11 protein-coding genes, 1 tRNA gene and 1 pseudogene are annotated in these 15540 nt (G+C 69.9%); 8 read left to right on the plus strand and 5 right to left on the minus strand.

From position 1 onward, the window contains the following. From AOK24_RS18690 to AOK24_RS18700, 3 genes and pseudogenes are all read left to right on the plus strand, one after another. Nucleotides 1–254: pseudogene (locus tag AOK24_RS18690) on the plus strand (TatD family hydrolase); the annotation flags it as partial. Between the two features lie 3 nt (nt 255–257). Further along, nucleotides 258–1430, plus strand: a complete 1173-nt coding sequence (gene eboE, locus AOK24_RS18695) for a metabolite traffic protein EboE (protein WP_055721215.1) — start codon at nt 258–260, stop codon at nt 1428–1430. A 270-nt stretch (nt 1431–1700) separates the two neighbouring features. Next, nucleotides 1701–2870 carry a sugar phosphate isomerase/epimerase family protein gene (locus AOK24_RS18700; protein ID WP_055721216.1) on the plus strand — a complete coding sequence of 390 codons (1170 nt, stop codon included), beginning with the start codon at nt 1701–1703 and terminating at the stop codon, nt 2868–2870. Nucleotides 2871–2938: 68 nt separating this feature from the next. Here AOK24_RS18700 and AOK24_RS18705 read toward each other — a convergent pair whose 3' ends face one another. From AOK24_RS18705 to AOK24_RS18725, 5 genes are all read right to left on the minus strand, one after another. Continuing rightward, a complete protein-coding gene (locus AOK24_RS18705) occupies nt 2939–4309 on the minus strand; it encodes an OFA family MFS transporter (RefSeq protein ID WP_206191225.1) in 1371 nt (456 codons plus the stop codon). Between the two features lies 1 nt (nt 4310). Further along, nucleotides 4311–5705, minus strand: a complete 1395-nt coding sequence (locus AOK24_RS18710; RefSeq protein WP_055721217.1) for an OFA family MFS transporter — start codon at nt 5703–5705, stop codon at nt 4311–4313. 122 nt (nt 5706–5827) lie between these two features. Then, a complete protein-coding gene (locus AOK24_RS18715; RefSeq protein WP_055721218.1) occupies nt 5828–7975 on the minus strand; it encodes an acetate--CoA ligase family protein in 2148 nt (715 codons plus the stop codon). Between the two features lies 1 nt (nt 7976). Next, a complete protein-coding gene (gene frc, locus AOK24_RS18720; RefSeq protein ID WP_055721219.1) occupies nt 7977–9233 on the minus strand; it encodes a formyl-CoA transferase in 1257 nt (418 codons plus the stop codon). Nucleotides 9234–9244: 11 nt separating this feature from the next. Beyond that, a complete protein-coding gene (locus AOK24_RS18725) occupies nt 9245–10936 on the minus strand; it encodes a thiamine pyrophosphate-binding protein (RefSeq protein WP_055721220.1) in 1692 nt (563 codons plus the stop codon). Between the two features lie 440 nt (nt 10937–11376). Between AOK24_RS18725 and AOK24_RS18730 the strand changes: the two genes are divergently transcribed. The 5 genes from AOK24_RS18730 to AOK24_RS18750 form a co-directional block, all read left to right on the plus strand. Then, nucleotides 11377–11464, plus strand: a tRNA-Leu gene (locus tag AOK24_RS18730). A gap of 192 nt (nt 11465–11656) precedes the next feature. Continuing rightward, on the plus strand, nt 11657–12946 hold the full coding sequence (locus AOK24_RS18735; protein WP_055721221.1) for an ABC transporter substrate-binding protein: 1290 nt from the start codon (nt 11657–11659) through the stop codon (nt 12944–12946). A gap of 6 nt (nt 12947–12952) precedes the next feature. Beyond that, nucleotides 12953–13933, plus strand: a complete 981-nt coding sequence (locus tag AOK24_RS18740; RefSeq protein ID WP_055721222.1) for a carbohydrate ABC transporter permease — start codon at nt 12953–12955, stop codon at nt 13931–13933. Further along, nucleotides 13933–14829, plus strand: a complete 897-nt coding sequence (locus AOK24_RS18745) for a carbohydrate ABC transporter permease (protein ID WP_079056878.1) — start codon at nt 13933–13935, stop codon at nt 14827–14829. The genes AOK24_RS18740 and AOK24_RS18745 overlap by 1 nt, the downstream gene beginning before the upstream one ends. Further along, nucleotides 14826–15540: beta-galactosidase (locus tag AOK24_RS18750; protein ID WP_206191226.1), on the plus strand; the 715-nt coding region annotated here is incomplete at its 3' end. The genes AOK24_RS18745 and AOK24_RS18750, both read left to right, overlap by 4 nt.

Here is a 15540-nt window from a genome sequence, read left to right on the forward strand (position 1 = left end):
TCACCCTCCTGCGCCGCCACGGCCTCGACAGGATGCTCGTCAACTCGGCGGCGGACTGGGGGAGGAGCGACCCCCTCAAGACGCGCGCGGTCGCCGACCTGATGCTCGGGGAGGGGTTCACCGAGGACGACGTGGACCGCGTCCTGTGGCGCAACCCCGTCGCGTTCTACGGCGCGAGCGGCCGGCTCGACCTGGACGTCGTCGCCCCCGAGCCCACCCACGAGGGCAACTCCGTACTGCGCGGAGGGGAGTGACCGATGCGCTTCCGCCACCCCGACGGCTCCACCGTCCACCTCGCGTACTGCACGAACGTCCACCCCGCCGAGACGATCGACGGAGTCCTCGCGCAACTGCGCGACCACTGCGAGCCCGTACGCCGCCGCCTCGGCCGCGACCGCCTCGGCATCGGCCTGTGGCTCGCGCGGGACGCCGCGCACACCCTGGACACCGACCCGTCCGCCCTGCGCACCCTGCGCACCGCCCTCGACCGGCGGGGCCTGGAGGTCGTCACCCTCAACGGCTTCCCGTACGACGGGTTCGGCACCGGCGAGGTCAAGTACCGCGTGTACCAGCCGGACTGGGCCGACCCCGAACGCCTCGACCACACCACCGCCCTCGCGCGGGTCCTCGCCGGCCTGCTGCCCGACGACGTCACCGAGGGCAGCGTCTCCACCCTGCCGCTCGCCTGGCGCACCCGCCTGGACGAGGAACGCGGCGACAAGGCGTACACCGCGCTGCGCACGCTCGCAGAACGCCTCGACGCGCTGGAGGACCTGACGGGCCGGTCCGTACGCGTCGGACTCGAACCCGAGCCCGGCTGCGTCGTCGAGACCACCGCCGACGCCCTCGCCCCGCTCGCCGCTATCGCGCACCCCCGCATCGGGATCTGCGTCGACACCTGCCATCTCGCCACCTCCTTCGAAGATCCGCACACCGCCCTGGACGCCCTGGCCGCGGCCCGCGTCCCCGTCGTCAAGTCCCAGCTCTCCGCCGCCCTGCACGCCGAGCGGCCCGACCTCCCCGCCGTCCGCGAGGCCCTCGCAGCCTTCGCCGAACCCCGCTACCTGCACCAGACCCGCACGGTCACCGAGACCGGCCTGCTCACCGGCACCGACGACCTCGCGGAAGCGCTCACCACCGACGCCCTGTCCCGTACGGCGCCCTGGCGCGCGCACTTCCACGTCCCGCTGCACGCGACCCCCGCCGCGCCCCTCACCTCCACGCTCCCCGTCCTGCGCGCCGCGCTGACCCGCCTCGTCGGCGGCCCGCACCCGCTCACCCGGCATCTCGAAGTCGAGACCTACACCTGGCAGACCCTCCCTCCCGCGCTGCGGCCCCGCACCCGCGCCCAGCTCGCCGACGGCATCGCCGCCGAACTGGCCCTGGCCCGCGACCTCCTGACCGGCCTGGGCCTCAAGGAACTCCCCTGAGACCTGCTGAGACCCGGGCCGAGCCCCGGCAGCCGACCCGTTCGACCGCCGTGACTCAACGTAACCACACGCCACTGACAACGGGGTCCGCCGACCATCGGGCAGCCCCGTCCTCCGCCGGACGAACCCCAGGTCACCGGCCGGAGAACCGATACGTCACCCCCCGTCGGACAGCCCGCACCACCAACCCGAGAGAGACCCGAGAGAGACCCGAGAGAGACCCGAGAGAGACCCGAAGCCAACCCCAAACCGATCCGAAAGCGAGACACCGTGACCGCGTTCAACGACGAATCCGGCACCGCCGAGGCCCTGCGCCGCACCCTCGGCATCGGCCGCCGCCGCTTCCTCAGCACCTGCACCGCCGCCGCGGGCGCCGCGATCGCCGCCCCCGTCCTCGGCGCCGCACCGGCCGCCGCCCAGAACCTCGACAGAGGCCAGGGACACGGGCATGGCCACGGCCGTGACGCCCTCGTACCCGCCAACCGCCGCGGCCTCATCCTGTACACCGTCCGCGACGCCACCGGCCGCGACCCGCTCGCCTCCGACCTGCCCTCCGGGTTCCGCGAGGTCTTCAAGCAGCTCTCCCGGTTCGGCTACCGGCAGGTCGAGTTCGCCGGGTACGGGCAGCACGCGAACGCGCCCGGCGGGGCGAACCTGGAGTCCGTGCAGGGGGCGCGGCTGCTGCGGTCCTGGCTCGACGAGTACGGGCTGCGCGCCCGCGGCAACCACGGGTACATCCCGCCGTCCTGGCCGCTCGTGCCCGCCGAAGTGGACACGTTCAAGAAGCACCTGGAGATCGCGAACATCCTCGGCCTGGGGCACATGGGCACCGGCGGCGACCCCACGAGCAGCTCCCACAGGGCCGACTGGGACGTCGCCGCCGACAAGTGGAACGCCCTCGGCGCGATCGCCCGGCGCGCGGGCGTCAAGCTGTACACCCACAACCACGACGCCGCCTACGGCTTCCTCCTCGACTCCGGACCCCTCGACGCGCAGGGCAGGCCGACCCGCAGCTCCGGCGTCCGCAAGCTGGAGTACTTCCTCAAGGTCACCGACCCCCGGCTCGTCTGGCTGGAGCTGGACGTCTTCTGGGCCCACGTCGCCCAGTACAAGTTCCACACGTACACGGCCCCCGACGGCTCCACCCGCGAGAAGGTCTTCGACCCCGCCGCCCTGGTCGTCCGCAACAGCCGCCGCTACCCCCTCTTCCACGCCAAGGACGGCACCGTCAACACCACCAACGGCATGGGCTACGACATGGTCCCCTTCGGCACGGGCGACATCGACTACACGACGTTCTTCTCCCGCATCGGCGACCCCGCCTACCGCAACCCCATGGTCGAACAGGACAACGCCCCCAGCGCCACCGACCCCGCCCAGTCCCTGACGTACGCCCGCATCGGCTACGACAACCTGGCCTCCCTCAGACGCTGCCGCTGACAGACACGCACGCGCGCGTGGACGGCGGAAACGGCCTCCACGCGCGCGTGCTGTCCACCGGCCCCCTCTCAGCCGACCCCGCTCGGTGTGACGGCCCTGCCCGGCTGCCGCAGCAGCAGGGCGATCACCGCCGCCACCATCGACACGCCTCCTGCGAGCGCGTACGCCCCGTCGTAGCCCCAGGAGGCGACGACGAGGGAGCCGAGGCCGCCCCCGAACAGGCCGCTGATCAGCTTGCCGCTGTACACCAGGCCGTAGTTGGTCGCGTTGTAGTTCTCGCCGAAGTAGTCGGGGGTGAGGGCGGCGAACAGCGGGTAGAACGCGCCCCCGCCGAACCCGGAGAGGAACGCGAAGAACAGGAACAGGGCCTCGCTGCGGACGTCGCCCGCCCAGATGACGCCGAACTGGGCGAGACCGAGGACGACGATGACGAAGACGAGGGTGGACTTGCGGCCCCAGCGGTCGGAGAGCCAGCCGACGACGCCCCGGCCGACGCCGTTGACGACCGCCATGACACCCATCGAGGAGGCGGCGACGAGCGGGCCGAAACCGACCTCCTTGGCGTAGTCGACCTGGAAGGAGATGCCGAAGATCGAGACACCGGCGGTCATCACCACGGACAGCCACATCAGGGGCAGCATGCCGGTGCGGATGGCCTCCTTGGGGGTGAACTGCCGTACGGCGGGCGGGTTCTTCGCGAGACTCCCCGAGGCCGGCCCGGCGCCCGCGTGCGCGAGCGGATCGACGTCGGCGGGCCACCAGTTCTTCGGCGGGTCCTTGAAGAAGAACGCGCACCCGAACACGACGACCATGATGTAGCAGCCGATGAGGTCGAGCACCCGGTGGTAGTTCGCGGTGTCGAACCCGTAGTTGAAGACGAAGATGAACGGCAGCGACCCGTACGCGAACCCGCCGTTGACGAACCCGGTCCGCGCCCCGCGCCGCTCGGGGAACCACTTGCCGACCATGTTGATGCAGGTCGCGTAGACGAGTCCGGCCCCGATGCCGCCGACCACGCCGAAGCCCACGATGGCCGGCAGGACGTCGTCGAGGTGCGAGAGGGCCAGGAACCCCGCGAGACACAGTGCCGAGCCCGCGTACATGGCCTGACGGGCCGTGAGGAGGCCCTTCTCGCGCAACCAGCCGGCCGGGAAAGCGACGCCGGCCTGGAAGAACACCCAGACGCTGAGGATCCAGAACGTGTTCGACTGCGTCCAGCCGTGCGCGTGGGACAGCGTGTCCTCCGCCGAGCCGTACGCGTACTCGAAGACGCTGATCGCCATCATCGCGAGCCAGGGCAGCCAGATCATCAGCTTGCGGGAGTGCCCGAGGATGTCCCGGTCGCTCTCGCCGACGCGGTACACGCGCCCGCGCGCGTCGGTCACTTCACGGTAGGGGACGTTCAGGGAGGAGCGTGCTGCGTACGGATCTGCCGTCATGTCAGGCCATTTCCTCACCGAGCGGATGCGGATTGGGAACGATGCGACGCCGGGCGTGCGGCCGTCCCGGAGCCCTCAGGAACAGCGCCAGGACGGCGGACGCCAGCCCGATCGACCCCGCCAGGACGAACGCGCCCTCGTAGTCCCAGGCGCCGACGACGATCGAACCGACACCGGAGCCCACGAGACCGGAGACGAGCTTGGAGCTGTAGACCATCCCGTAGTTGCTGGCGTTGTTGTTCTCGCCGAAGTAGTCGGCCGTCATCGCGGCGAACAGCGGGAAGATCGCGCCCCCGCCGAACCCGGAGACCATGGAGCAGAACAGGAAGAACGGCATGCTGCCCATCTGTCCGGAGATCAGCACCCCGAACTGGGCGGTGCCGAGGACGACACACACGACGACGAGCGTGTTGCGCCGCCCGTACCGGTCGGAGATCCAGCCGATCACCCCGCGCCCGGTGCCGTTGACGATCGCCTTCAGGGACATCGCGGTGGCCACGATCCCGCCCGCGAATCCCATGTCCTTGCCGAACGGCACCTGGAAGGCGATCCCGAAGATGTTGATCCCGGCCGTGCACAGCAGGCAGAACCACATCATCCACAGCACGGGCGTGCGCGCGGCCTCCCGGGGTGTGTACTGCCGCACCGCCGGCGGGTTCTTCAGCAGCGCCCGCCGGATCTTCGGGTCGTCGGTCATCCGTAACGGATCGACGTTCGCGGGCCACCAGTTCTTCGGCGGGTCCTTGAAGAACCACCCCGCGACCGCGACGACCGTGCAGCAGACCAGCCCCACGGCGACCAGGACGCCCTTGTAGTTGCCGAGGTCCATGTACGAGGTGAACAGGAACACGAATGGCACCGAGCCGTAGGCGAACCCGCCGTTGACCATGCCGGTCTTGCCGCCCTTGCGCTCCGGATACCACTTGCCGACCATGTTCACGCAGGTCGCGTACACCAGGCCGGCGCCGATGCCGCTGCACATCCCGAAGCCCAGATAGGCGACCGCGACGTGCGGCGCGTACGCCAGCGACAGATAGCCCAGCACCGTGCCCAGCGCGCCGAGCAGCATCGCGTACCGCGCGGGGAGCCGTCCGCTCTCCCGCAGCCGGCCCGCGGGGAAGGCCACGGCCGCCTGGAAGAACACCCAGACGCCCATCAGCCAGAAGATGTGCCCGCTGCTCCACAGATGCGCCTCGTGGAGCGTGTCCTCGGCGGACGTGAACGCGTACTCCGAGGAGCTGATGCCGAGCATCCCCATCCAGGGGAACAGCACCATGGTCCAGCGGGGACGCCCCATGACGTCCCGGTCGCTCTCCCCGATCCGGTACACGCGCCCGTGCCGGTCCGTCACCTCCCTGTAGGGAACGGCGGCGGAGTCGTACTTGGTGGTCTTCATCTGAATGTGCACCCCTTGGCGTCGAAAGAACCGGTAGCCGTCCGTGGCCCATGCCTTCCGTGCGCGAACGGGTCCCGGAACCGGCCGACGCGCACCGTCGGCCGGCCCCCGACCGCCTCACCTCATGAACCACCCCCGAGGAGCCCCGCCGCGCGCGCCCACCGGTACTTGGCGCCCAGCACGGCGACCGGCCGCTCGGTCGTGTACGGGTACGCCACGACCCCCCGCTCGAAGAGGTACTGGCACGCCTCCTCCACCTCGACGTCCCCCGCGAGCGACGCCACGACGGGCTTGTCGACGCCCCGCGCGCGGAACTCGGCCACCACGCGCGCGGTGAGCTCCGCGAAGACCATCGGCGGCGTGACGATCGTGTGCCAGTAACCGAGCACCAGCGCGTGCACGCGCGGGTCCTCCAGACCGAGCCGGATCGTCGCCTCGTACGTCGCCGGAGGCTCGCCGCCGGTGATGTCCACCGGGTTGCCGGCCGCCCCGAACGGCGGGATGAACCGGCGGAACGCCGCGTCGAGGTCCGGCGGGATCTCCATCAGGGACAGCCCGTTGTCCGTCACCGCGTCCGACAGCAGGACGCCGCTGCCGCCCGCGCCCGTGATGATGACGACGTTGTCGCCGCGCGGCGTCGGGAGCACCGGCAACGCGCGCGCGTACTCCAGCATGTCGTGCAGCCCCGGAGCGCGGATCACCCCGGCCTGGCGCAGGATGTCGTCGTAGACGGCGTCGTCGCCCGCCAGCGCGCCCGTGTGCGAGCCGGCGGCCCGCGCGCCCGCCGCCGTCCGCCCGGCCTTCAGGACGACGACCGGCTTCACCGGCACGGTCGCCCGCGCGGCCTCCACGAACGCCCGCCCGTCCTTCAGGTCCTCCAGGTGCATCGCCACGCACTCGGTGTGCGGGTCCTGCGCGAACCACGTCAGCAGGTCGTCCTCGTCCAGGTCCGACTTGTTGCCGAGCCCCACGATCGCCGACACGCCCGTGCGCGTACTGCGCGCGAACCCCAGGATCGCCATCCCGATGCCGCCCGACTGCGAGGTCAGCGCCACCCCGCCCTTCACGTCGTAGGGGGTGCAGAACGTCGCGCACAGGTCCTGCCAGGTCGAGTAGTAGCCGTAGATGTTCGGCCCCAGCAGCCGTACGCCGCAGCGCTCGGCGATCTCCACGATCTCCGCCTGGAGGGCGTCCTCCCCGGTCTCAGCGAAGCCCGAGGGGATCAGCACGGCGTTCGGGATGCCCTTGCGGCCGACCTCCTCCAGGGCGGCGGCGACGAACCGCGCGGGGATCGCGAACACGGCGACGTCCACCTCGCCCGGCACGTCCAGGACACTCCGGTACGCCTTGCGCCCCAGGATGTCGTCCGCCTTCGGGTTGACCGGCAGGATGTCCCCCGCGAACCCGCCGTCGACCAGGTTGCGCATCACCGAATTGCCGATCTTCCCCGCCTCGTTGGACGCCCCGATCACGGCCACCGACCGGGGCCGCATCAGCCGCCCCATCGACGCGAGGATCTCCTCGCGCGTGTAGCGCCGCCGCTCGCGCGCGGGCGCGTCGGACAGGATGATCCGCACGTCCGCCGCGCGCGCCCCCTCAGGGGTCGCGATCACCGGGTTGAGGTCCACCTCGGCGATCTCCGGGAACTCCGCGACCAGCTGCGACACCCGCCGGATCTGCTCGGCGAGCGCCCACCGGTCCACGCCGGGACGCCCCCGCACCCCCTCCAGGACAGGAGCCGCCCGGATCGAGGACAGCATCGACAGCGCCTCGTCCGCGCTCACCGGAGCCAGCCGGAACGTGACGTCCTTCAGCACCTCGACGAGCACCCCGCCGAGCCCGAACGCCACCACCTTCCCGAACGTCGGATCGGTCACCGCCCCGACGATCACCTCCTGCCCCTCCGGCAGCAGCTCCTGGACCTGGACGCCCGTGATGCGCGCGTCCGCGTCGTACGCGCGCGCGTTGTCGACGATCCGGTGGAACGCGGCCCGCACCTCGGCCGCCCCCTCGACGCCGATGACCACCCCGCCGGCCTCCGTCTTGTGCAGGATGTCCGGCGACACGATCTTCATCACCACCGGCCCGCCGAACCGCGCCGCGTGCGCCACCGCCTCCTCGACGTCGCGGGCCAGCTCCTCGCCCGGTACGGCGATCCCGTACGCGTCGGCAACTTCCTTGCCCTCCGGCGCCGTCAGCGTCGTGCGTCCCTCGGCGCGCACGGCGTCCAGCACCGCGCGCACGCGTGTCTCCCGGTCCTCGGCGAGCACCTCAGATCACCCCGTCCGACTTCAGCAGCCGCAGTTCGTCGGCGCCGAGGCCCAGCTCGGCGGCGTAGATCTCCTCGTTGTGCTCGCCGAGCAGCGGCGAACTCTTCACCTCGACCGGGGAGTCGGACAGCTTCAGCGGGCTGCCGACCGTCACGAACTCGCCCCGCTCCGGGTGTTCGACGCGCACGATCATCTCGTTCGCGATCAGCGACTCGTCCTCGACGATCTCCTTCGTCGACAGGATCGGCCCGCACGGCACGCCCCGGGCGTTCAGCCGGTCCAGGACCTCCCACTTCGGCAGGGTCGCCGACCACTCCTCGATCAGCTGGAACATCTTGCCCAGCTTCGGGAGCCGGGCCTGCGGGGTCGCCCACTCGGGGTCGTCGGCCAGCTCCGGACGCCCGATCAGCTCGGCGATCGGCCGCCAGCCGACGGGCTGCACGATGACGTACACGTAGTCGTTCGGACCCCCCGGGGCACACCGCACGGCCCAGCCCGGCTGGCCGCCGCCGGACGCGTTTCCGGAACGGGGAACTTCCTCGCCGAAGTCGTCGTTCGGATATTCAGAGAGCGGCCCTCGTGCCAGGCGCTGCTGGTCCCGGAGCTTCACCCGGCACAGGTTGAGTACGGCGTGCTGCATGGCCACGCCGACCCGCTGTCCGCGCCCGGTCCTCTCGCGCTGGAGCAGCGCCGCGAGGATCCCCGCCACGGCGTGCACGCCCGTCCCCGAGTCCCCGATCTGGGCCCCCGTCGCCAGCGGCGGCCCGTCCTCGAACCCCGTGGTCGACATCGACCCGCCCATCGCCTGAGCGACCACCTCGTACGCCTTGAAGTTGGTGTACGGGCCGTCCCCGAACCCCTTGATGGAGGCATAGACGATCCGTGGATTGATCTCCTGGACCCGCTCCCAGGTGAACCCCATCCGGTCCACCGCGCCGGGCCCGAAGTTCTCGACGAGGACGTCCGAGCGCCGGATCAGCTCGGTGAGGATCTCCTTGCCGCGCTCGGTCTTGGTGTTGAGGGTGATGCTGCGCTTGTTGCAGTTCAGCATCGTGAAGTAGAGCGAGTCGACGTCCGGGACGTCGCGCAGCTGGCCGCGCGTGATGTCCCCGGAGGGCGCCTCCAGCTTCACGACGTCCGCGCCGAGCCAGGCGAGGAGCTGGGTGGCGGAGGGGCCGGACTGGACGTGGGTCATGTCGAGGACCCGGATGCCGTCGAGCGCCTTGCCGGTCGCGCCGGCGGTCAGGGGAGTGGTCATGGGTGCCGACCTCACTTGTACATCGTCTGGTTCATGGTTCCGGGGGCGTACGCGTCCGGGTCGACCCAGACGTTGATCAGCGAGGGCTTGCCCGACTCGCGGGCCCGCCTGAGCGCCGGGCCGATGTCGGCGGGGTCGCGGACCTCCTCGCCGTAGCCGCCGAGCATCCGGGCGAACTGGTCGTAGTGGACGTCGCCGAGGGTGTTGCCGACCCGCTGGCGGGCCTCCCCGTACTTGCGGGCCTGGCCGTAACGGATCTGGTTCATCGAGGAGTTGTTGCCGACGATGCCGACGAAGGGGAGGTCGTAGCGCACGAGGGTCTCGAAGTCCCAGCCGGTCAGGGAGAACGCGCCGTCCCCGAACAGCGCGACGACCTCCTTGTCGGGGCGGGCCTGCTTCGCGGCGAGCACGAAGGGGACGCCGACGCCGAGGGTGCCCAGCGGGCCCGGGTCCATCCAGTGGCCGGGGGACTTGGGCTGCACGACCTGCCCGGAGAAGGTGACGATGTCGCCGCCGTCGCCGATGTAGATGGAGTCCTCGGTGAGGAAGTCGTTGATCTCGCTCACCAGCCGGTAGGGGTGGATCGGCGAGGCGTCGGACCGCAGCTGCGGCAACCGCTTCTCGATCGCGGCCTGTTCGACGGCGCGCAGTTCGTCCAGCCACTCCTTGCGGCCCGCCGCACCGCCATTGAGGCGCCCGGACGCGGCCTCGGTGACCTGCTTCAGGACCAGTCCCGCGTCGCCGACGATGCCGAGGTCGATGTCGCGGTTCTTGCCGACGGTGCGGTAGTCGAGGTCGATCTGGACGACCGTCGCGTCGGGGGAGAGGCGCTTGCCGTACCCCATGCGGAAGTCGAACGGCGTCCCGACGATCACGATGACGTCGGCGCCGGAGAAGGCGTACCGGCGGGAGAGCTGGAAGTGGTGGGGGTCGCCGGGCGGGAGGGTGCCGCGGCCGGCGCCGTTCATGTAGGCGGGGATGTTGAGGGTGCGGACCAGGTCGATCGCCGCCTCGGTGCCGCGGGTCGTCCAGACCTGGCTGCCCAGCAGGATCGCCGGTTTCGCGGCGTGCACGAGGAGGTCGGCGAGCCGTTCGACCGCCTCGGGGTCGCCGGCCGAGCGGGTCGAGGCGCGGTAGGCGCCGGTCCGCGGGACGCGGGCCTTGTCGACGGGGACCTTCGCGTCCAGGACGTCGCGCGGGATCTCCAGGAAGGCGGGTCCTGGGGCGCCGTGGTAGCACTCGCGGAACGCCATCGACACCATGTCGGCGGCGCGGGCCGTGTCCGGGACGGTCGCCGCGAACTTCGTGATCGGCGCCATCATGTCGACGTGCGGGAGGTCCTGGAGGGAGCCCATCTTGTGCTGGGTGAGCGCTCCCTGACCGCCGATCAGGAGCATCGGGGACTCGGCGCGGAAGGCGTTCGCGACGCCGGTCACCGCGTCCGTCGTACCCGGTCCGGCGGTGACGACCGCGCAGCCGGGCTTGCCGGTGATCCGTGCGTAGCCGTCGGCGGCGTGGGCGGCGACCTGCTCGTGGCGGACGTCGACGACTTCTATCCCCTCGTCGACGCAGCCGTCGTAGATGTCGATGATGTGGCCGCCGCAGAGCGTGTAGATGCGGTCGACGCCTTCGGCCTTCAGCGCCTTGGCGACGAGATGGCCGCCGGAGACGGTGCTCCCGGTGTCCTGGGTGTCCTCGGGCATGGCGGAACCTGTCCCTTCGTAGGGGTGGTCGCAGGAGGAAGGAATGCCGTATGCGGCACATTGCATACAGTCGACGAATACTGTATGGACCTTGTTATCCCGCATCCCGGGGGTGCTGTCCAGGGGGTGCGCGGCACTTTCGGACATCCGGATTCCGGCCTCGCGGAGGGTGCCGGGGTGGTGGTCGCCGAGATCGCCGGGCGTGCGCCCCGCGCCGGCCTGCCCCTTCGCGCCCACCGAGGAGGGCCGGAACCCGGCACCCCGCCGCCGGGGTGGTCTTGACGGGGTCGGGTGACCGTGCGATCACTGCGGGTCGCCGGGCCGCGCGGCCTCCCCGCCCGGCCCCCGGCCTGCGGATACGCAGGTGAAACGCACCCCGAAACCTTGGTATTGTTGTCCATGTCGCCGCGGGGAACACCCCCGCGAACGGCAGACACCTTGTCCGGGTGGCGGAATGGCAGACGCGCTAGCTTGAGGTGCTAGTGCCCTTTATCGGGCGTGGGGGTTCAAGTCCCCCCTCGGACACCAGCGAAGACCCCAGTTGATCTGGGGTCTTTTTGCTGTCCCGCGCCGACGAAGCGGAACCCTCCCGAAACTCCTGTGGAACAAGGGCTTGTGGCTCGATTTGATCGAGGGTTAATTTAACCGCCACGCAAAGCCCCGGCCGGCTGTCGTCACCACCTTCCTGTGCGCTCCCGCACCTCAACCAGGGGATGAGTCATGCCAGTTGACAGAATGCAGATGTCGCGCCGAGGGTTCCTCGGCATGAGCGCCGCGGCCGGGGTCATCACGCTCACGGCCTGCGGGAACTCCGCCTCGGGCTCCAGCGGCGGCCCGCTCGTGATGACGGTGTGGGGCGGCGACAACGATCGCAAGGCGTACCAGGCCCGCATCGACCTGCTGGTCAAGAAGTACCCGGACCTCAAGGTCAAGGTCCAGCTGATCCCGGGCGACTCGTACCCGCAGAAGGTCCAGACGATGATCGCCGGCGGCAACGGGCCGGACATCATGCAGGTCGCCGAGAGCGTCAACACGTACTCCAGCAAGAACCAGCTCCTGCCCCTCGACGACCTCGCCAAGGCGGCGAAGCTCGACCCCGAGCAGCGCTTCGGCCCGGTCGGCTCGCTGTACTCGTACCAGGACAAGCTGTACGCGATCCCGGACCGCTCCGGCGCGGTCACCGTGTTCTACAACAAGGACATGTTCGACAAGAAGGGCATCAAGGCCCCGACGGCGGACTGGACCTGGGACGACACCCTCGCGGCGTTCAAGGAGCTGACGGTCCCCGGCAAGGTGTGGGGCTACAGCGGGGCCGAGTGGTTCCCGCAGTGGTGGAGCCTCGCCTACCAGAACGGCGGCACCATCATCGACGCGAACGGCCGGCCCGCCGTCGACAGCGACGCCGTGGTCGAGGCGCTCCAGTGGGCGGGCGACCTGGTCTTCAAGCACAAGGTCGTGCCCAGCAAGGCGGACTACGCCGACATGGGCCCCGACATCGGCGGCGACCAGGCCTTCCCCAACCAGAAGGTCGCCACCCACGCCAACGGCTTCTGGGTCATGTCGGGCCTGACGAAGACAACGTTCGCCTGGGACATCGCCCCGATGTGGCGCGGCAAGAAGCAGGCCGTGTCGGCGTTCGGCAGCGGCCTCGCCATCTCCCGTACGTCCAAGCAGCGCGATAACGCGTTCAAGGCGATCGACTTCCTCACCTCCCCCGAGGCGCAGACGGAGATCATCGCCTCCGGCCAGGACGTGCCGGCCAACCTGGAGGTGCAGAAGAGCCAGGCGTTCCTGAAGCCCGCGTGGATGAAGACCCAGGTGGACATGGGCGTGTTCGCCGAGTCGAGCGCGTTCGTCTTCCGCGCGCCGTTCATCCCCGAGTGGCAGCAGATGATCGACACCATCTCCAACGGCCTCGCCGACTTCTGGCTCGGCAAGGAGCGCAGCGCCAAGAAGGCACTGACCGCCGTGCAGAAGGACCTTGAGGCCCTCATCAAGTCCGGGTCATGACCGGCGATGGCGACCACGACCACACCGACCCCGCCGCCTGAAGCCCCGGCGGCCACCAAACCCCCCACCGCGCCGAAGAAACCGAAGCTCTCCAAGCGCCGGCGCCGCGAGGCCCTCGCCTTCTACCTGTTCATCTCGCCGTGGGTGATCGGCTTCCTGGTCTTCCTGCTGGGCCCGATGATCGCGTCGGTCTACTACTCCCTGACCGACTGGGACTCCTTCAACTCGCCCCAGTGGGTCGGCTTCCAGAACTACACCACACTCCTCACGGACGACCCGGTGTTCTGGAAGGCCCTGTGGAACACCCTCTACTACGCGGCGATCTCGGTCCCGCTCGGCCTGGTGCTCGGCCTGTGGCTGGCCAACCTGCTCAACAAGCAGATCCGCGCCCGCAAACTGCTGCGCACCCTGATCTACCTGCCGACGCTGATCCCGCTGGTCGCCACCGCGATGATCTTCCGGATGGTGCTCGCCCCGAACGGCCCGATCAACGACTTCCTCGGCCTGTTCGGCGTCTCGGGCCCCAACTGGCTGTTCGACGGCCCCTGGGTCAAGCCCGCCCTGATCCTGATGTCGGCGTGGGGCGCGGGCGCCGCGACCGTGCTGCTGCTCGCCGCGATGAAGGGCATCCCGCGTGAGCTGTACGAGGCGGCCGAGGTCGACGGCGCGAGCGCGACGCGGCAGTTCTGGAGCATCACGCTGCCGCATCTGACGCCCATCATCTTCTTCAACCTGATCATGGGCCTGATCGGCGCGTTCCAGGTGTTCTCGCAGGTCTACATCCTGGTCTCCAAGGGCAAGAACCCCGCCGGCTACGACGCCGCCCAGACGATGGTGCCGTTCCTGTTCGACCAGGCGTTCGGCTACTACAAGATGGGCTACGCCTCGGCGATCTCCTGGCTGCTGTTCCTGGTGATCCTCGGCTTCACGGTGATCGCCTTCCGCACCACCCGGCGCTGGGTGTTCTACGAGACCGAGGTGAAGTGATGGCGACCCTCGCCACCCCGCTGCGCAGGAAACGCCACGAGGCCCCCGCCGTACGGGCGTTCCGCGCGACCCCGTTCACCTACGGCACCCTGCTGATCGTCGCGGCGATCCTGACCACCCCGCTGGTCTTCGTCGGCTCGATCGCCCTGTCGAGCGACGCCACCGTGAACTCCGGCTCGTTCACGGTCATCCCGCGGGAGTTCCACTGGGACAACTTCTCCCGGGTCTTCAGCACCGACCTGCCGGTGGGCACCTTCCTGCTCAACTCCGTGCTCATCTCGCTGTTCTCGGTGGCGGGGCAGATCCTCTCCAGCGGCCTCGTCGGCTACGCCTTCGCCCGCCTGCGGGCGCCGGGCAAGAACGCGATGTTCCTGATCGTCATCGCGACCATGATGATCCCGACGCAGATCACGATGATCCCCCAGTTCATCCTCTTCCGGGACCTCGGCTGGGTGAACACCTTCCTGCCGCTGATCGTGCCGAACTTCTTCGCCAACGCCTTCAACGTGTTCCTGGTACGGCAGTTCGTCTCCCGGCTGCCCAGCGAGCTCGACGAGGCCGCGATGATGGACGGCCTGGGCTTCTTCGGCATCTACCGGCGGATCATGTTCCCGATGCTCAGGCCGGTCCTGATCGCCATCGGCATCTTCACCCTCACCCACACCTGGGGCGACTTCATGGGCCCCCTGATCTACCTCAACGACGAGTCGAAGATGCCGCTCGCGCTCGGCGTGCAGTACATCACCGCGACCTCGCAGGCCGGTCAGGCACCGCCCTGGAACCTGGTCATGGTCGGCTCGATCCTGCTCGCCCTCCCCATGATCATCGTCTACTACATCGGACAGAAATACCTCTACGAGATGGACATCAGCGGCGGAAGCGCGGGAGTGAAGTGACCACCATCCATGTGGACGGCCGGGCGGTGTGGATCGACGGCCGCCCCCGCACCCTCCTGTGCGCCTCCCTCTTCTACTTCCGCCTCCCCCGGGAGCAGTGGCGCGCGCGCCTCGCCCAGGTGAAGGCGTCCGGCTACACCTGCATCGACGTCTACCTGCCGTGGAACTTCCACGAACTCGCCCCGGGGCAGTGGTCGTTCGAGGGCCGGCGCGACGTCGCCGCGTTCCTCGACCTCGCCCACGAGCAGGGCCTGTACGTCATCGCCCGCCCCGGCCCCTACATCTGCTCGGAGTGGGACGGCGGCGCGCTGCCCGCCTGGCTGGGCCTGGACCCGGAGTTGAGGGTCCGTCAGAACGAGCCGCGCTACCTGGAGCAGGTCACGGCCTGGTTCGACCGGGCGCTGCCCCTGCTGGCCGAACGCCAACTCCCGTCCGGCGGGCCGGTGATCATGGTGCAGCTGGAGAACGAGCTGGACTTCTTCGACTGCGCGGACCGGGAAGGGTACGTAACGTCCTTGCGGGACACGGCACTTCGGCACGGCATCACCGTCCCGCTGATCGCCTGCTCCGGGCAGGGCGACATCGCGGGCGCGACCGGTGACGTCGACGGGGTCGTACCGGCCTGCAACTTCTACCCCGACGACGACTCGCCGGACATCGAGTCCGAAGTCCGGCACTACGCCGACCTGTTGGCGCGGCGGGACGTCCCGC

This window comes from Streptomyces niveiscabiei (assembly GCF_001419795.1).
In the GTDB taxonomy this organism is placed as follows: Bacteria; Actinomycetota; Actinomycetes; order Streptomycetales; family Streptomycetaceae; genus Streptomyces; species Streptomyces niveiscabiei.